Below are 17,839 nucleotides of genomic sequence, written 5' to 3'. Positions count from 1 at the left end.
CGCGAGCGAACGATGAAGATGGGCAAGTATGAGACCCGCCGGCTGCTGGCGACCGGTGGCATGGCGGAAGTCTTCCTGGCCACCGCGGAAGGGCCGGGAGGCTTCGAGAAGACCCTGGTCCTCAAGCGGATCCTCCCGCAGCTCGCCGAGGATCCCCACTTCATCCAGCTGTTCCTCGCAGAGGCGAAGCTCGCCGCGCAGCTCAACCACCCCCACATCGTCCAGATCTTCGACTTCGGTGAGTTCGAGGGCGCGTACTTCCTGGCCATGGAGCACGTGGATGGCGTGAGCCTCAAGGAGCTCGCCACCCGCTATCACCAGGCGCGGCAGACGCTGCTCCCATTGGGCCCCTGCGTGAAGATCCTCTCGTTCGTGTGCGAGGGGCTCGCCTACGCGCATGGGCTGACGGCCCCCAGGACGGGCCAGCCCCTGAAGATCGTCCACCGCGATCTCAGTCCCGACAACGTGCTCATCAGCAGGAGCGGTGGCATCAAGGTGGCCGACTTCGGCATCGCCCGCTCGGAGGGCATGTCGAGCCGCACCCAGGTCGGCTTCATCAAGGGGAAGATCGCCTACATGCCGCCCGAGCAGATCCTCGGAAGGCCGTTGGATCTGCGCGCCGACATCTATGCGCTGGGCGTGGTGCTGTACCAGCTCGTGACGGGGCACCTGCCCTACGAGGAGAAGAACGAATTCCGCCTGGCGCGGGAGATCGTCCACGAGCCACCCACTCCACTGAGCCAGCGGCGCGTGGATCTGCCCGTGCAGCTCCAGCGGCTCATCGAGCGGGCCATGGCGAAGGACCCGAACCAGCGCCACGCGAGCTGCCAGGAGCTGCAGGCCGATCTGGAGCACTTCCTCGTCTCGCAGGCGCAGACCGTGGGAGCCACCCAGATCGCCGCGCTGGTCACCGAGGTGCTCGGCACCGGACCGGACGCCGGGAGCCCCGGAGGCGGCGAGAGCGGGGACCGGTTCCACACCCGCATCTTCGGAGCCTCCCCGGCGGGGGAGGACGCAGCGCAGGGGGCGAAGGAGCCGGCGGACCCGGAGGAGCTGGACATCGCGGTGCAGGCCTATGAGGAGTTCGGAGCCGCGCAGCGCGAGCGCCTGCTGGAGGATGCGGCGGGGGCCTCGGAGAACCGGCGCCAGAACCTGGTGGAGGTGCTGCGGCGGGCGCGCGACTTCCGCGCGGCGGCGAAGCTGCTGGAGGGCGGCCGGTCGGACGCGGAGGCCGCGGCCCTGTACGAGCAGGCGGGAGACCTGGGAGCGGCGGCCGAGGCCTGGTTGCGCGTGGGAAACATGACGCGGGCCGCCGCGGTGTTCGAGCGATGCGGGAGGCTGGAGCTGGCGCTCGACCTGTATCAAAAGCTGGGGGAGCGCCAGACCATGGCGCACTGCCTGATGAGGCTGAAGCGGCCGATGGAGGCCGCGGCCCTCTACCGCGAGCTGAACAACGTGCACGCCGAGGTGGAGGCACTGCGGAGCGTGCCGGCGGGAGATCCTCAATACCGTCAGGCCGTGCTGCGTCTGTGCGAGTTGATGGAGCACTATGGCCACACCCAGCGGGCCCTGGCGCTCGCCACCGCGGTGCTCCAGGCGTCCGAGGAGTCCTGGCGCGACCCGGACCTGCGGGCCCTGGTGCTACGGCTGTTGCGGCTGCTCGGGCGTCAGGCGGAGGCGGACAGGTTGCAGGCTCGGATGGACGAGGGCTCCCCGTGGGTCCGCGGCGCGCCGCCTCCCCTCACCGCCTTGGAGGGCTACGCCTACTTCAAGTCCATCCCCATCTTCGGCGAGCTACTGCTCGAGGACATGAGGGACCTCTACCGCATGGCACGGCAGATGGAGTTCCAGCCCGGGGAGACGCTCGTGGAGAAGGGCGCGCGAGGGGTGGGGCTGCTGGTGCTGCTCGAGGGAACGGTGGACGTCTTCATCGGCCCGGAGGCGGACGCGCGGCTGCTCAACACCCTGGGGCCGGGGGCACACCTGGGGGAGATCTCCCTCGTGCAGGACGCTCCCGCCTCCGCGCACGTGCGAGCCCGAACGGCCGTGCGAGCCCTGCACATCTCGCGCGAGGACTTCCAGCACTACCTCTCCACCCACGACGCGGCGGCCCTGCGCATCTACCGCCTCTTCACCCTCAATCTGGCGGATCGGGTCCGCGCCCTGAGCACCTGAGAGAGATAAATGCCCGGTTTGACTCGGAAATCAGCGCGGGAAGAGGACCGTCACTGGGCTGCCGTCCCCTGCCCCTCGGGTCAAGTCCCCCTGGGATGCCTGCCCGGAGTCCCAGGCAGCCTGAGCGCTTTACTTTTACCAGGGAGGATTTCGGGCCATGCTCCGGCCCCAGTGCGTTCTACATCCTGGATCATCCTGTTGCTGTGCGCCGGCTGCACCGCGCACGTTGCTCCCACTGTCTCCCCCTCGAAGGAGACGGCCTCCGCCGCCGTCCAGCCCGCTTCATTGCAGGCGGCTTCGCAGGAGACCGATGCCTCACGGCCGCCGGAGAAGCTCCCGGAAGCCGTGACGCAGGTGGTCGAACACAACGACGCGGCCGTCGCGGCCTCCGAGGAGTCCGCCGAGAGCGGTGACGACGAGGCAGGTGACGACGAGCTGGCGGACGCCGTCGATACGGACGAGGGCGAGGCCGGGGAGGCCACCAGCTCCACCGTCGTGCCCAACGGCCCGCTGTACACCTCCGAGTGGTCGGACGAGCAGCTCACGGAGCTGTGGAAGAAGCATCCGGCGTCGCTGGGGTCCATCTCGGTGGGGTTCGTCGAGAGCGGGCGGATGGTGAACTCGGTCCAATTCCCCCAGGGGGAGGAGTGGATCGTGGTCTCGCCCGAGCTGGCGTGGGGCACCCAGGAGACGGTGGACTACGTGACGCGGGCCATCCGCGAGGTCCGGGCGCAGTATCCGAAGGCGCCCCAGCTCCGGGTGAACCAGATCAGCTCCCGTGATGGTGGCTACCTGCGGCCGCACAAGAGCCATCAGAACGGCCGGGACGTGGACCTGGGCTTCTACTACCCCACCGTCGATCCCATCCGGGCGCGCGAGCGCGAGCGGTACATCGATCTCGAGCTGAACTGGGCCCTGCTCAAGGCGCTCGCCATGCACGCGGATGTGCAGATGATCCTCGTGGACAAGCGCGTCCAGAAGGTCCTGTACGACTACGCGCTGCGCAAGGGCGAGAACAAGGCGTGGCTGGACTCGCTCTTCAATGACGGCGCGAAGTCCCTCATCAAGCACGCCAAGCGCCACCGCGACCACTTCCATGTGCGCTTCTTCAACCCACGCGCCCAGGAGCTGGGACGGCGGATCGCCCCGCTGCTCGCGCTGCAGCCCGACAAGAACATCCAGATGCACCGGGTGCGCTCGGGAGACACGCTCGGCGGCATCGCGCTGCGCTACGGCTCGAGCATCCAGGGCATCAAGAAGGCCAACCGGATGCGCAACACCTTCCTGCGCATCGGCCAGGTGCTGTCGGTGCCTCTGAGGGGCCCGTGCACCCGCTGCCCGGTGCCGCCGCCCGTCGTCGTTCCTCCGCGGCGGATGCCTCCCGAGCTCGAGCAGCAGGCGCCGGCCGTGGCCGCGAAGCAGGCGCCCGAGGCCGCTTCGGCCGCTGGTTCGGAGCAGCCGGTCGTCACGGCACCGGGCGCCCTGGCGCAGCCCGCCGTAGCCGCACCGCCCGCTGCCGTGGAGCCGCAGCCGGCCATGGCCACCCAGCAGGCCCCTGCCTCCCCCGAGCCGAAGAAGCCCGCGGTGGAGGTGCAGCGGCAGGACACGGGTGGTAGCGAGCCACCGAGCGCCGAGACCGGGACGCAGCAGCAGGCCCCCGAGGCTCCGGCGCAGGAGCCCGCGGTCCAGGGCACTCCAGCCCACACCTCGGCCGCGGTCATGCAGATCGGACCGGCGGCGTCGCGGTGAGACGGAGCGCGGTGCCCCGCGCTCCACCGTCATTTCCGGATGAGCCCCCCTCCCCCTCCGGCGTCGCTTTGAGCGTACGCGGCGGGGTTCCAGTTTGAGGGGGGCATGGGCGCACTACATGTTGCGCCGGTACTGCCCGCCCACCTCGTACAGCGCGCGCGAGAGCTGGCCGAGCGTGCAGACCTTACAGGCGTCCATCAGCGCGGCGAAGATGTTCCCGTTGTCCAGCGCGGCGCGCTTCACGGCCGCGAGGGCCTGAGACGCGGACGACTCGTTGCGCTTCCAGAAGGCGTCGCGGGAGCTGATGGCGTAGTCCTTCTCCTCCTGGGTGGCGCGGATCACCTCTGGCGGGGTGATGGTCGGCGAGCCCTTGGGATCCAGGAAGGTGTTCACGCCGATGATGGGCAGCGTCCCGTCGTGCTTGAGCGTCTCGTAGTAGAGCGACTCCTCCTGGATCTTCGAGCGCTGGTACATGCGCTCCATGGCCCCGAGCACGCCGCCGCGCTCGGAGATGGAGCGGAACTCGGTCAGCACGGCGGCCTCGACCAGGTCCGTCAGCTCCTCGACGATGAAGGAGCCCTGGTTCGGGTTCTCGTTCTTGGAGAGACCGAACTCCTTGTTGATGACGAGCTGGATGGCGAGCGCCCGCCGCACGCTCTCCTCGGTGGGCGTGGTGATGGCCTCGTCGTAGGCGTTGGTGTGCAGCGAGTTGCAGTTGTCGTTGAGCGCCAGCAACGCCTGCAACGTGGTGCGGATGTCGTTGAAGGCGATCTCCTGGGCGTGGAGGCTCCGGCCCGAGGTCTGGATGTGGTACTTGAGCTTCTGCGAGCGCTCGTTGCCGCCGTACTTGTCGCGCATGGCCTTGGCCCAGATGCGGCGCGCGACGCGGCCCAGCACGGTGTACTCGGGGTCCATGCCGTTGGAGAAGAAGAACGACAGGTTGGGCGCGAAGTCGTCGATGTGCATCCCTCGCGAGAGGTAGTACTCGACGAAGGTGAAGCCGTTGGCCAGGGTGAAGGCGAGCTGGGAGATGGGGTTCGCGCCCGCCTCGGCGATGTGGTAGCCCGAGATGGAGACCGAGTAGAAGTTACGGACCTTCTGCTCGATGAAGTACTGCTGGATGTCCCCCATCAGCCGCAGGGCGAACTCCGTGGAGAAGATGCAGGTGTTCTGCGCCTGATCCTCCTTGAGGATGTCCGCCTGCACGGTGCCGCGGACGGCCTGGAGCGTGGAGGCGCGGATCTTCTCGTACGTCTCGCGCGGGAGGACCTCGTCGCCGGACACGCCGAGCAGCAGCAGTCCCAGCCCGTCGTTGCCCGCGGGCAGATCGCCCTGGTAGCGAGGCCGGGGAAGGCCGCGGCGCTGGTAGATCTCGGCGATCTTCTTCTCCACCTGCTCGGTCTGGCCCTGGGCGCGGATCCACTTCTCACACTGCTGATCCACCGCGGCGTTGAGGAAGAAGCCGAGCAGCATCGGCGCGGGACCGTTGATGGTCATCGACACGGAGGTGGACGGGTCCGCGAGATCGAAGCCGGAGTAGAGCTTCTTCGCGTCGTCCACGTTGGCGATGGAGACGCCGGAGTTGCCCACCTTGCCGTAGATGTCCGGGCGGTGGTCGGGATCCTCGCCGTAGAGCGTGACCGAGTCGAAGGCCGTGGACAGGCGCTTGGCGGGCAGCCCGCGTGAGACGTAGTGGAAGCGCTTGTTGGTGCGCTCGGGGCCACCCTCGCCGGCGAACATGCGCGCGGGGTCCTCGTTCTCGCGCTTGAGCGGGAAGACGCCGGCGGTGAACGGGAAGGCGCCCGGCGCGTTCTCACGCAGCAGCCAGGTGAGGACGTCGCCCCAGTCCTCGTACTTCGGCAGGGCAATCTTGGGGATGCGCAGGTGCGAGAGCGATTCGGTGAAGAGATCGATCTCGATGACCTTGTCGCGGACCTGGTACTGGTACTTGGCCGCCGCGTAGCGGCGCTTCGTGGCCGGCCACTCGTCCAGCAGCCGCTTGCACTCCGGGTGGAGGCGGGACTCCAGGTCGCGGTACAGCTCCACCAGCTCGGAGAGATAGGCTGGCTCTCCCTCGACGCGCTGGGTGACGTGCACCACGTCCGAGGCGTCCCGGGGCTCGACGATCTCGAGCCGCTTCTGGCCCACGTTCGCGCGCAGCGCCTCGATGGTGCCCTGGAGCTGGTACATGCGCCGGGCGATCGCGGCCTGGGCCCGGGCGAACTTGTCGTAGGACTCGCAGGTCTCGACGATCTCCGCCAGGTAGCGGGTGCGCTCGGGCGGGATGATCCACTTCTTCTCGCTCATCCCCGGGGTGATCGGGATGTGCGACTCGAGCCTGGCGCTGGTCTTCCGGGCGATCGTGTCGATGAGGGCCCGGTAGAGCTGGTTCATGCCCGGGTCGTTGAACTGCGAGGCGATGGTGCCGTAGACGGGCAGCGCATCGTCCGGCGTGGAGAAGGCGTTGTGGTTGCGCTTCCACTGCTTGCGCACGTCCCGCAGCGCATCCAGCGAGCCCCGCTTGTCGAACTTGTTGATGGCGATCACATCGGCGAAGTCGAGCATGTCGATCTTCTCGAGCTGCGTCGCCGCGCCGTACTCGGCCGTCATCACGTAGAGAGACACGTCCGAGTGCTCGGTGATCTCCGTGTCGGACTGGCCGATGCCGGACGTCTCCACCACGATGAGGTCAAACCCGGCGGCCTTGCAGATCTCGATCGACTCGCCGACGTGCTTGGACAGGGCGAGGTTGCTCTGACGCGTGGCCATGGAGCGCATGTACACGCGCGGGTTGTCGATCGCGTTCATGCGGATGCGGTCGCCCAGCAGTGCGCCGCCGGACTTGCGCTTGGACGGATCGATGGAGAGCACCGCGAGCGTCTTGTCGGGGAAGTCCGCGAGGAAGCGGCGGACCAGCTCGTCGACCAGGCTCGACTTGCCCGCCCCACCCGTTCCGGTGATGCCCAGCACGGGGACTCGCGGGGAGCTGGAGTTGATCTTCGACAGCGCGTCGCGCAGCGCGTCACCGGAGGAGGCGAAGTTCTCCGCGATGGTGATGAGCGAGGCGATCTTGCCCGGCTCGCGCGCCGGCCGCGGGGATAGCAGGGGCGTGAAGTCCCCGGAGCGCTTCTCGAAGTCACACTTGGAGATGAGATCATCGATCATCCCCTGCAGCCCGAGCGCGCGGCCGTCATCCGGCGAGTAGATGCGTGTCACCCCGTAGCGGTGGAGCTCCTCGATCTCGGACGGGAGGATGGTGCCTCCACCGCCGCCGAACACCTTGATGTTGGCGCCGCGCTCGCGCAGCAGGTCGATCATGTACTTGAAGAACTCGACGTGCCCGCCCTGGTACGAGGTGATGGCGATGCCCTGGGCGTCCTCCTGGATGGCGCAGTCGACGATCTCCGCGACCGAACGGTTGTGACCCAGGTGGATGATCTCCGCGCCCGAGGCCTGCATGAGCCGGCGCATCACGTTGATGGCCGCGTCATGCCCGTCGAAGAGCGAGGCGGCCGTCACGATCCGCACGTGGTGACGGGGCTTGTAGGGCATGGGAACTGAAGTCAATTTGAGGTTTCGCACCGTGTGTAACTCCCACCTTGAATTCGATGAGCGGCTCAGGTCTGGGCCCGGCGGCTCGCCTTCTTCTCGCGCTCGCCCAGGGCGGCCTGGAGGAACTTGCCCGCCAGCTTCCGGCCAATGAGCTCCTGGGCGACCATGCCCGCCTCGACGAGCTTGTCGAGGTGGATGCCCGTCTGGACGCCCATTCCATGGAGCATGTAGACGAGATCCTCGGTGGCGAGGTTTCCCGCCGCGCCCGGAGCGTAGGGGCACCCGCCCAGCCCGCCGATGCTGGCGTCGAAGGTCGTCACGCCCATCTGCAGGCCCACCAGCGCGTTGGCCAGGGCCGTGCCGCGCGTGTCGTGCAGGTGCAGCGCCAGCTTCTCCACCGGGATGTGCTCGAGCAGCGCGCCGAGGATGGTGTCCGTCTGCCGCGGCGTCCCTACCCCGATCGTGTCGCCCAGGCTGAGCTGGTAGATGCCGCCGTCCACCAGGGCCCGGCTGATCTCCACCACGCGGGAGACGGGCACCTCGCCCTCGTAGGGGCAGCCCCACACCGTGGACAGGTAGCCGCGCACTCGCAGCCCCGCCTTGAGCGCCGCCTCGGTCGTCTGGCGAGCCTCGGCCACCGCCTCGGCGATGCTCTTGTTGATGTTCTTCTTCGAGTGGGCCTCGGACGCGGAGATGAAGACGGCCGCCTCCTCCAGGCCCGCCTCCTTGGCGCGCGCCAGCCCCCGGAGGTTGGGCACCAGCGCCGAGAAGGTGACGCCCTCGCGCCGCCCCACCAGGCGCAGCAGCTCATCCGCGTCGGCGAGCTGCGGAATCCACTTCGGTGACACGAAGGAGGTCACCTCGATGCGCTTCTCCCCCGCGGCGATCAGCGCCTCGATGAGGCGCGCCTTGTCGCGCGTAGGCAGCGTGCGCAGCTCGTTCTGCAGGCCGTCGCGAGGACCCACTTCATAGACGTCGACATGCTCCGGCAACCTGCCGAGCCCGACTCCGCGCGGGCGGCGCTGTTCGTTCGAATCCACTGGACGGATGTCTTGCGTCGAGCTTCCGGTTTTCCTGTCAGCCATGTCGCAGCTCAGCTCCCACGATGAGATCCGTCGATGTGCCCGACGGCTGCTCTTCCCCCAGCCCGCCATGCAGCCAGCACACCGAAAACCCCGTGGATTCCAATAACCGCGTCAGGTCCGCGAGGGGATAGTAACGGATGGCGTAGTGGCCTGTAAGAACGCGTCCGTCTGGCCTTGTCAATCGCCGGGTGGCCTCGTCCCGGCCACGCACTGCGTCGAAATGGCTCTGCTCTTCCAGAAGACTGCCGTCCGGCAACCGGGTGGAGAAGGAGGCATCGGGATGGGCGGCCAGGCGCTCGTATGGCACGGTGTGCAGCACCAGACGTCCCCCTGGCCGTAGGCACCGCGCCACCTCGCGCAGCAGGGCCACGTGCTCCTCGTCCGAGAAGATGAACAGCGTCGAGTACCAGGCGTAGGCCCCCGCCAGCGAGCCCGTACGGAATGGGAGCGAGCGGAGGTCGGCTCGCACGGCTGGAAAGCCCGGGAGCCGTTCCTGGAGTGAAAGTGGATCCAGCTCCAGACCGATGACGCGGCCCGCCAGAGGGCCCTCGGCGTTCAGGCGCGCGGCGTGCCGGCCGTGGCCGCATCCCAGGTCCACGATGGGGCCAGGGACCTGGAGAGACTGGAAGCTCCTCGCGAGATACGCGACTTCTCGCGCTGTCGTTGCCTCGGAGAGGAACGGCAGCGTGGAACGCAGGTACAGCTCGCCGAAGAAGCTCACGGGGGCGCGTTAGAACAGGCCGCCCGCGCGGTCGCAAGCCGCCCGGAGTCCGGGCCTCATCGTCCGCGCGCCAGCCCCACCTTCAACCGGCGCACCGACTCGTCCAACACCGCTTCTGTCTTGCAGAAGGCGAAGCGCGCCATCCCCTGCCCCAGGTGCTTGTGCTCCGCGTTGTAGAAAACACTCGGGGGAATGGCCGCGACTCCCACTTCCGTCACCAGGTGACGGCAGAAGGCCACGTCGTCCGCGAAGCCCCGTCCGGAGATGTCCGCCATGATGAAGTAGCTGCCCTCGGGCGTGTGGGCCTTGAGCCCCGCCTCGGCGAGCCCCGCCAGCAGCCGATCCCTCTTCGACAGGTACTGGGCGCCCAGCTCCTGGAAGTACGCATCCGGCATCCGCAGCGCCGCCGCCATCGCCGCCTGCAGGGGCGAGGCCGTGGCGAACGTCACGAACTGGTGAGCGCGCTGCACCGCGTCACGCAGCGCGGGGGGCGCGATGATCCATCCAATCTTCCAGCCGGTGAGGCTGAACGTCTTGCCGCCGCTGCTCACCGTCACGGTCCGGTCCGCCAGCGAGGGCACGGTGGCGGGACGCACGTGCCGCGCCGGGCCGTAGACGATGTGCTCATAGACCTCGTCCGAGAGCACCCGCACGTCGTGCTCGGCGCACAGCGCGCCGAGGAACTCGAGCTCCTCGCGGGTGTACACCTTGCCGGTAGGGTTGTGGGGCGTGTTGACGATGAGCAGCCGCGTCTTGGGACCGAAGGCCGCGCGCACCTCATCGCGGTCGAACCACCACGTGGTGTGCGAGGCATCCGGAGGGCGCAGCGGCACGTAGCGCGCCTTCGCCCCGATGAAGCTGAGGTTGGCGTCGTACGAATCGTAGAAGGGCTCGAAGACGACCACCTCGTCGCCCGGATCCACCAGGCCGAGCAGCACGCAGAAGATGGCCTCGGTGGCGCCGCTGGTGACGGTCACCATGGTGTCTGGGTCGATGCCCGTGTGGCCGTGGAAGCGCGCGCCCTGCTCGGAGATGGCCACGCGCAGGTCGCGCAGGCCGGTGCTGGGGGCGTACTGGTTCACCCCGTCGGTGATGGCCTTGCGAGCGGCCTCCTTCACGGCCTCGGGCCCGTCGAAGTCGGGGAAGCCCTGCCCCAGGTTCATCGCCCCGTGTTTGAGGGCGAGCGCGCTGAACTCGGAGAAGACGGTGGTGCCGAGATGGGCCACGCGGCCCGCGAGGATTGGCCTGCTGCTCATGCGTACGCTCCCTTGTTCAGGGGCGTACAATAGCGTCCATGGGCACGGGTCGCGCCACTGCTTCTCGCCGCGCGGTCGCCCGGCTCCAGCCCAGGGCGAGGCCCACCACCACCATCACCATGGGCACCGCGCACATCAGGTCCGTGGCGTAGTGGAAGCGGCCCACGAGGGTGGCGGCGATGAGGCAGAGGCCCGGCACCAGCATCACGCGGAAGACGCGCCGCTCGAAGCGCCAGGCGTACACGAGCACCAGCAGCGTGGCCCCGGTATGCCCCGAGGGGAAGCAATCCCGGGCGAACGGCGGCATGCGCATCACCGAGTCCAGGAAGGGCGTCATCCACAGTCCCGCGAGCGGCCGGGGGAAGTCGTGGAAGAGGAAGTAGCGCGGGCCGATGGCCGGCACCAGCGCGTAGCTGAGGTAGTTGAAGGCGAAGAAGAGACTGAGCGCGAGCAGGTACTCGTCGAAGGAGTCGCGGCGCCCGGTGAAGTACAGCACCACGCCCAGCACCAGCGGCCAGATGAAGTGGCCGTAGTAGCAGACCATCAGGATTTCGGTGAGCCAGGGCGGGACCACGTGCCCGAGCATCACGGAGGCCTGCACACCGAACAGCCGCTGGTCCATGGTGGAGAGCTGCGCGTCGCGCAGCACCGGGGTGATGGCGGTCACCACGGGGTTGAGCAGCCCGTGGCTGAGGCTTAGCACCGGCAGCAGCCAGAAGGAGGCCACGAAGGCGAGCAGCCGGTGCCTCGGGAAGTAGGACTCCAGGGTGCGCAGGACCAGGGGCCCGAGCGCGAACAGGGCGAAGTGAACGGCGGACCTCAAGGAACCGGGGGCCCAGCGAGCGGGCCCCACGAGCGCCAGGGCGGCCAGTGCGCAGGAGACGACAATGACGATGTCGACCCCGCGAAGGTGGACGTACCGGGCGCCCGGGCGGACGCGGTTGTACGAGGTCCAGGAGCTCACGCCGACTTCCGCTCCCCCGGCTCTGTAGCGGCCTCGGGCACAGCGGGCGCGCTGATCTCCAGGCTCCGAACCATTCCCCCCTCCGCCTTCCGGCCCTTCCACCGCTCCATCAACGCGAGCATGGCCGGGAAGAAGACCGTGGTGCCCAGGAAGGTGCACATCACACCCAGAAGTGCAATCTCACCGATCGACCGCAGGCCCGCGTGATGAGAGATCAACAGTGCACCGTAACCGGCGGCATTGGAGAGCGTGGCCACCACCGCCGCCAGGCCCGTGTGCCGTACGACATGGCCGAGCGAGCCGGGGCCCTCTTCCTCGTACCGGTGGAAGAGGTGCACCGAGTTGTCCACGGCGATGGCGAGCAGGTTGGGGAGCACCACGGCGTTGATGAAGTTGAGCTGGACGTTGAAGAGGTACATCCCTCCGGCCAGGCACAGCATGCCCAGGAACAGGGGCCCGGCCACCAGGCAGGCGCGCTTGAAGCTGCGCAGGCTGATGAGGATGGTCAAGAAGACCACCACCGCGGCCGACCAGAGGATGAACGGTCCGTCCGCGCGCACCATGGAGAAGATGCGGGCGGCGATCCGGTTGCTGTCCAGCACCGCCAGGTCCACGCCCCGGGCCTTGGCGCCGTCAATCACTTCGTCGATCTGCGAGGCCCATGCCGCCAGCTCCCGGGTGTCGTGGTTGGACACCGAGGGGAACAGCAGCAGGAACATGCCCTTGCCGTCGAGCGCCTCGAAGCGGCGGCGGACCTCCTCGGGCATCTGCTCGGGCCCGTACGGCTGGGCGTTCAGCATCTTCTTCACGGTCTCGATGCGAGGATCCGTCTGGGCGCTCTCGGGCAGCTTCTGGAGCATGTCGCGCAGCGCGGCAATCTGCTCCTGGTGCGCCGGCACGTCCTGCGGCAGCAGATCATTGAGCGAGGCGTACTGCTTGAAGGTGGAGTCCTCGCCGTGCTTCGCCTTCACCTCGGAGATGACCTGCTGGACCACCTGGGCCTGCTTCAGGTCGTCCACCAGGAGGATGGCCGGGTTGAGGGGCGAGCCGAGCTGCTCGACGATGTGGTCATCCAGCTGCACACTGGACGAGTTGCCCTTGAGCTTGCGCATGTTCGTCTCGAAGCCCACGCGCGGCAGCACGTAGAGCGAGTACCCCGCGAAGCCGATCACCGCCATCAGGATGCCGAGGATGGCCACGGTGGGCATGCGCTTGCCGGTCGAGGGCCGCGCCGTCTGCGCCGGGGCCTCCGGAGCGTGGTCCGCGGCCGGCTTGCGGCCCGGGCGCAGGCGCTCGGCGAGCACGAGCAGCGCGGGGCCCATCCCGTACGCCACCAGCACGGACAGCATGACGCCCACGCCTGCCAGCAGGCCGAACTGCTTGAAGGCCTCGAACCGGGCGAACACGAGCACGAAGAAGGCCGCCGCGTTGGTCAGCGCCGAGGTGATGGCTCCGGCGAAGGTGCCGCGCACGGCCTCGGCCAGCGCGAGGGACGCCGGGTGCTCGCGCCGCTCCTCCCAGTAGCGCATGGCCAGGTGGATGCCGTACTCCAGGCCCAGGCCGATGAGGATGGCCACCAGGAAGCCCGTGACGATGTTGAGGTGGCCGATGGCCATCTCCGCGAAGGCGAACGTCAGCGACACGCCGAAGATGACGGGCACGCCCACCACGGCCAGCGCCCACAGCCGCCGCGTGGCCAGCAGGATGATGGCCACCGCCATCACCGCCGAGAGGATGCCGGAGCGCGTGAGATCATTGCGCATCACCGCGTCCTCCTCGAGCCGTGCCTGGAAGGCGCCCGCGTAGTCCAGCACCACTCCGGGCGAGCCCTGGGCCACCTCGGCGGACACGCGTTTCACGTCGTCCACGAGCTTCTGGGCGAACACCAGGTCGCCCGCTGTGCCTCCCGGCTTCACCATCAGGTACACCTCGGAGCCATCCGCGCTCCCGAGGTACTCGCGCATGGGCGCGTCCGGGGTGTACTTCTTGACGATGGCGTCGAAGTCCGGCGGCGCGTCCTTCTCGTCGAGCAGGTCCACCGCGAGCGCCTTCTGCTTCTCGTAGCGCAGCCGCGCGCTCACGTCCTCGCGCAGCGCGCGCAGCTTCTCCGTGGGCAGCAGCAGCAGGCCGCGCTCCTGGAAGAAGCCCACGTTGAAGTGGTGCTCGACGTAGCGCACTTCGGGCAACGTCTCGAGCTTCTTGGCCAGCGTGTCGGCGAAGGCCCGCAGCTGCTCGGGCTTCGCGCCCCGCGCCCGCACCACCAGATAGCCGTCACCTCCGGCCTTCTGCGCTACCCGTGCGAGGTCCTTGACCTCTCGGGCCCCGCTCGGCAACAGCTCCACGAAGGAGCCACGGAACTCCAGCCGCCCTGACAGCAGGGCTCCACCGAGCGCCAGGACCGTGAATACAAGGAGGACCCGCCAGGGGCGCGCCAGCGTTCCCCGGATGAAGGCCTCGAACCAACGACGACGAAGAGACTCAGCCAAGCTTGACCCCAGTCGAGTGGAGGCCCGCAGAAAGCAAACTTCCGGCCACCTGTCACGGACCTCAGCGAATCCCGGAGCAAACAGCGTCTGCTCTGGAAGCCTTCCGCCCCCCTATCCGCCCGAACCAGGGCAGGCACGTCCCAACTGTGCAACCGGCTGCTCACTCGTCCGCCCGGAACCGGGAATACCGGTACGTGTCAACCCCCTCCGAGTGACGCACTCTGACCGGAGGGCACACCGCCAGACAGTCGATGCCTTGACACTCGGAGGGTGACTCAATATTGACGCCACGCCTACCCCCCGAGGAGGACGCGCGCTGCGGTGCCCCGGGTCGGAATGAACACTGCAGGGAAGCGCGCCCCGGATCCGCCGAGCCGGATCTCGCTTAACAAGAGAAGAACGCCATGAGTGACGTGTTCGAGAAGTGCCGCAGTTGGAAGGACTACCGCATTGCCAAGGCCACGGGGCTCTACCCGTACTTCCGGGCCATCGAAGAGTCATTCGGGGCCACGGAGGTCCAGATCGAGGGCCGCCGCGTCATCATGGTGGGCTCCAACAACTACCTGGGCCTGAGCGCGGATCCGCGGGTGAAGGAGGCGGCGATCAAGGCGGTGGAGCGGTACGGCACCACGTGCTCCGGCTCGCGTCTGCTCAACGGCACCCTGGCGCTGCACGAGGAGCTGGAGCAGCGGCTGGCGAAGTTCCTCAACCGCGAGGCCGCGCTGGTCATCTCCACCGGCTTCCAGACGAACCTGGCGCTGTCCTCCATCCTGGGCCGTCACGACATCGTCTTCGCGGACCGGCAGAACCACGCCTCGCTGGTGGACGGCATCCGACTGTCCTTCGCCACGGAGCGCAAGTTTCGGCACAACGACCTGGACCACCTCGAGCAACTCCTGCAGCAGTCGGCGGAGAAGGAGCCCAAGGCGGGGAAGATCATCATCACCGACGGCGTGTTCTCGATGGAGGGCGACATCTGTGACCTGCCCCGCATCGTGGAGCTGTCCAAGAAGTACAACGCGCGGGTGATGACGGATGACGCCCACTCCATGGGCGTGCTGGGGGCGCTGGGCCGTGGCACCTCGGAGTACTTCGGGCTGGAGGCGGAGACGGACCTGGTGATGGGCACGTTCTCCAAGAGCTTCGCGTCGCTGGGCGGCGTGCTGGCCGGCCCCGCCGACGTCATCAACTACATGCGCCACAAGTCGCGCTCGGTCATCTTCTCCGCGTCCATGACGCCGGCCTCCATCGCCTCGGCGCTCAAGGCCCTGGAGATCATCGAGGCCGAGCCGCAGCGGCGCGCGCGGCTGCTGGACATCGCCGAGAAGATGCACAACGGCTTCCGTGCCATGGGCTTCGACACGGGCGTGTCGGTGACGCCGGTGGTGCCGGTGCACATCGGCGACCAGGTGAAGTGCTTCCGCTTCTGGAAGGCGCTGCACGAGGCGGGCGTGTTCGCCAACCCCGTGGTGCCCCCGGCGGTCGAGGCGGGCCACGCCCTCATCCGCACCAGCTACATGGCCACGCACACGGACGAGCAGCTGGACCGGGTGCTCGACATCTTCGAGCAGATTGGCAAGAAGCTGGACATCATCCCCCAGACGCGGCCCTCCACGTACACCCCGGTGCAGATCGCCCGCCCGGGCACCTTCGTGCGCAACAACAAGGCCACGGAGAAGTGGGCCGCCGCCAGCGCGGGTCACAACGGCAGCAACGGCTTCTCGCTGGATCAGCTCTCGCGCATGTCGTCGCGCGAGGTGGCCGGCAAGCTGTTCGACGCGGTGGAGTCGCTCACCTGGCGTGCCGCCAACCTCCAGCCCGACGACATCCGCAAGCTGGGCCAGATGCCGATGAAGCTCTGGGAGAAGCGCTCGAACATCCCCGGCTTCCTGTTGGAGAAGGGCGCCAACCTCTTCATTCGCAACGGTCGCGAGGATCACAGCTAGGAGCACACCATGGCCGTCTCCGCCCAGAAGCAGAACCCCGAGACCCCGTTGCCGCCCCTGCCCGCCGACGTGGAGGTGACTCCCGTCCGCACCTCGGCGGATCGCACGGCCTTCATCCGCCTCACCTACTCCATCTACAAGGGCGACCCGAACTTCGTGCCGCACCTGGAGATGGAGCGCCGGGACTTCATGGACCCGCGCAAGCACCCCTTCTTCGAGTTCGGCGAGGTGGAGTACTTCCTCGCCCGCCGGGACAAGCAGGTGGTGGGGCGGATCGCGGCGGTGAGCAACCCCCGCTACAACGAGTTCCAGGGCACCAACGTCGGCTTCTTCGGCCTCTTCGAGTGCGTGGATGACGCGGGCGTGGCCCGGGCGCTCTTCGAGGCTGCGGAGGCGTGGCTGCGCGCCAAGGGCTTCACGTCCGTCATCGGCCCGATGAGCTACTCCACCAATGGAGAGGTGGGCATGCTCATCGACGGGTTCAACACCCCGCCGGCCATCATGACGACGTACAACCCCACCTGGTACCCGGCGCTCGTCGAGGCCAATGGCTTCAGCAAGGCCAAGGATCTGTACGCGTGGGAGCTGTCCGCCTCCACGCCTCCGCCGGAGAAGGTGGCGCGCATCGCGGAGAAGATCCGTCAGCGCGAGGGCGTCACGGTACGCCCGGTGAACCTCAAGGAGTTCGATGCCGAGGTGACCCGGGTGAAGACCATGTACAACCAGGCCTGGGAGAAGAACTGGGGCTTCGTGCCGATGACGGAGCACGAGTTCGATCACCTGGCGCGCGATCTGAAGCAGATGGTGCGGCCGGAGCTCGCGCTGGTGGCCGAGGTGAAGGGCCAGCCCGTGGGCTTCGCGCTCACCATCCCGGACGCCAACGAGGCCATCAAGGCCGCCAACGGCCGGCTCACCACGTTCGGCCTGCCCATCGGCCTGGCGAAGCTGCTGCTGGCCTCGCGCCGCATCCGCCGGCTGCGCCTCGTGCTGCTCGGCACCATCGAGGGCTACCGGCGCCGCGGCCTGGACGCCATCCTCTACCTGGACACCCTCAACAGGGCGCGCGAGCTGGGCTACGAGGGCGGTGAAATCTCCTGGACGCTCGAGGACAACCACCTCGTCAACCGCGCCATCGAGTCCATGGGCGGCAAGCGCTCCAAGCTGTACCGCGTCTACGAGAAGCCTCTGTAGGCGGAAGCGGCTCCTGAGGGCTCCAACGAGAGAACCCCACCCCGTCCCTCACAGAGGGCCGGACGTGGGGTTCTCGCGTTTCGTCACGCTGAGGTGGTGGGATTACAGCGACTGCTCGAGCTGCGCCCGCTTGGCCTTCAGGGTGGACAGCAGGCCGTCGAAGCCCTTGTCGGCAATCAGCTTACGGAACTGGCCCTGGTACGTCTCCAGGAGCGACACGTCATCGGTGACGATGTCGTAGATGCGCCAGTCACCCTTCCCGTCCGCGCGGTAGAGCTTGTAGTCGACGGGGAACTTGTCCCGGTTCACGTTCACCGTGGTGCCCACGGTGGCCTCGTTCCCCTCGACGTTCTCCTTGCCGTACTGCACCTGCGCCTTGGCCTGGCCGAGCGCCTTCTGGGCGTAGGAGGCGCGGAGCAGACCCTCCATCGTGCTGGAGAACTCCTTGCGCTGCGTGGCCGTCAGCTTGTCCCACTTGTCGCCGAGCGCGCGCTTGGACAGCTCACCAAAATCCACGAACTTCTCTACCACCTTGGAGAGCTGATCCGCCGTGGCGCCCTTCGTGGTGGCGACCTTCTGGACGTCGGTGTTGCCCGACTTCACGACATCCAGGGGACCGGGCGCGGCGGTGAGGATCACGGCGGCGAGCAGGGAAGCGAACATGTCTGTGTGACTCCGAAACGCTAAAAGTGAAGTTGGGATGCAAGACAGCCC

General features: G+C 67.9%; 11 protein-coding genes. 4 read left to right on the top strand and 7 right to left on the bottom strand.

Features of this window, described 5'->3' with window-relative positions:
- The first annotated feature begins 12 nt into the window (after window positions 1–12).
- Window positions 13–2,175, top strand: a complete 2,163-nt coding sequence (locus DAT35_RS60965; RefSeq protein WP_233261728.1) for a serine/threonine-protein kinase — start codon at window positions 13–15, stop codon at window positions 2,173–2,175.
- Window positions 2,176–2,346: 171 nt separating this feature from the next.
- Window positions 2,347–3,924 carry a penicillin-insensitive murein endopeptidase gene (locus DAT35_RS27230; protein WP_233261727.1) on the top strand — a complete coding sequence of 526 codons (1,578 nt, stop codon included), beginning with the start codon at window positions 2,347–2,349 and terminating at the stop codon, window positions 3,922–3,924.
- 114 nt (window positions 3,925–4,038) lie between these two features.
- Here the strand turns inward: DAT35_RS27230 and DAT35_RS27225 are convergent, their stop codons facing one another.
- From DAT35_RS27225 to DAT35_RS27200, 6 genes are read right to left on the bottom strand one after another with little or no spacing between them, the layout of a single operon-like run.
- The gene (locus tag DAT35_RS27225) at window positions 4,039–7,506 is read right to left on the bottom strand and encodes a methylmalonyl-CoA mutase family protein (RefSeq protein ID WP_108070242.1); all 3,468 of its coding nucleotides are present in this window, start codon (window positions 7,504–7,506) and stop codon (window positions 4,039–4,041) included.
- Between the two features lie 35 nt (window positions 7,507–7,541).
- Window positions 7,542–8,561, bottom strand: coding sequence for a hydroxymethylglutaryl-CoA lyase (locus DAT35_RS27220; protein ID WP_233261726.1), 1,020 nt, complete (start codon window positions 8,559–8,561; stop codon window positions 7,542–7,544).
- Window positions 8,554–9,282: a class I SAM-dependent methyltransferase gene (locus DAT35_RS27215; RefSeq protein ID WP_108070238.1), complete on the bottom strand. Its 729-nt coding sequence runs from the start codon at window positions 9,280–9,282 to the stop codon at window positions 8,554–8,556. Before DAT35_RS27215 ends, DAT35_RS27220 begins: the two co-directional genes overlap by 8 nt.
- A gap of 56 nt (window positions 9,283–9,338) precedes the next feature.
- A complete protein-coding gene (locus tag DAT35_RS27210; RefSeq protein WP_108070236.1) occupies window positions 9,339–10,538 on the bottom strand; it encodes an aminotransferase class I/II-fold pyridoxal phosphate-dependent enzyme in 1,200 nt (399 codons plus the stop codon).
- A 16-nt stretch (window positions 10,539–10,554) separates the two neighbouring features.
- Window positions 10,555–11,502: a phosphatase PAP2 family protein gene (locus DAT35_RS27205; protein ID WP_108070234.1), complete on the bottom strand. Its 948-nt coding sequence runs from the start codon at window positions 11,500–11,502 to the stop codon at window positions 10,555–10,557.
- Entirely contained in the window at window positions 11,499–13,988 is a 2,490-nt protein-coding gene (locus tag DAT35_RS27200; RefSeq protein WP_108070232.1) for an RND family transporter, read from the bottom strand. The genes DAT35_RS27205 and DAT35_RS27200 overlap by 4 nt, the downstream gene beginning before the upstream one ends.
- 404 nt (window positions 13,989–14,392) lie before the next feature.
- Between DAT35_RS27200 and DAT35_RS27195 the strand changes: the two genes are divergently transcribed.
- Both DAT35_RS27195 and DAT35_RS27190 read left to right on the top strand, forming a co-directional pair.
- Window positions 14,393–15,934 (top strand): pyridoxal phosphate-dependent aminotransferase family protein, encoded by a 1,542-nt coding sequence (locus DAT35_RS27195; RefSeq protein WP_108070230.1) that lies wholly within the window; start codon window positions 14,393–14,395, stop codon window positions 15,932–15,934.
- Window positions 15,935–15,943: 9 nt separating this feature from the next.
- A complete protein-coding gene (locus tag DAT35_RS27190; protein ID WP_108070228.1) occupies window positions 15,944–17,125 on the top strand; it encodes a GNAT family N-acetyltransferase in 1,182 nt (393 codons plus the stop codon).
- 102 nt (window positions 17,126–17,227) lie between these two features.
- Here the strand turns inward: DAT35_RS27190 and DAT35_RS27185 are convergent, their stop codons facing one another.
- Window positions 17,228–17,788: a phospholipid-binding protein MlaC gene (locus DAT35_RS27185; protein ID WP_108070226.1), complete on the bottom strand. Its 561-nt coding sequence runs from the start codon at window positions 17,786–17,788 to the stop codon at window positions 17,228–17,230.
- Window positions 17,789–17,839: the final 51 nt, after the last annotated feature.

The organism is Vitiosangium sp. GDMCC 1.1324 (genome assembly GCF_003044305.1).
GTDB lineage: Bacteria > Myxococcota > Myxococcia > Myxococcales > Myxococcaceae > Archangium.
This window is presented reverse-complemented; position numbering and strand designations above follow the sequence as displayed.

Bases quoted from the DNA above. Each gene is read 5' to 3' on its own strand.
- DAT35_RS27190 (WP_108070228.1), top strand. From the start codon at position 15,944: ATGGCCGTCTCCGCCCAGAAGCAGAACCCCGAGACCCCGTTGCCGCCC.
- DAT35_RS27220 (WP_233261726.1), bottom strand. From the start codon at position 8,561: ATGGCTGACAGGAAAACCGGAAGCTCGACGCAAGACATCCGTCCAGTG.
- DAT35_RS27195 (WP_108070230.1), top strand. From the start codon at position 14,393: ATGAGTGACGTGTTCGAGAAGTGCCGCAGTTGGAAGGACTACCGCATT.
- DAT35_RS27210 (WP_108070236.1), bottom strand. From the start codon at position 10,538: ATGAGCAGCAGGCCAATCCTCGCGGGCCGCGTGGCCCATCTCGGCACC.
- DAT35_RS27185 (WP_108070226.1), bottom strand. From the start codon at position 17,788: ATGTTCGCTTCCCTGCTCGCCGCCGTGATCCTCACCGCCGCGCCCGGT.
- DAT35_RS60965 (WP_233261728.1), top strand. From the start codon at position 13: ATGAAGATGGGCAAGTATGAGACCCGCCGGCTGCTGGCGACCGGTGGC.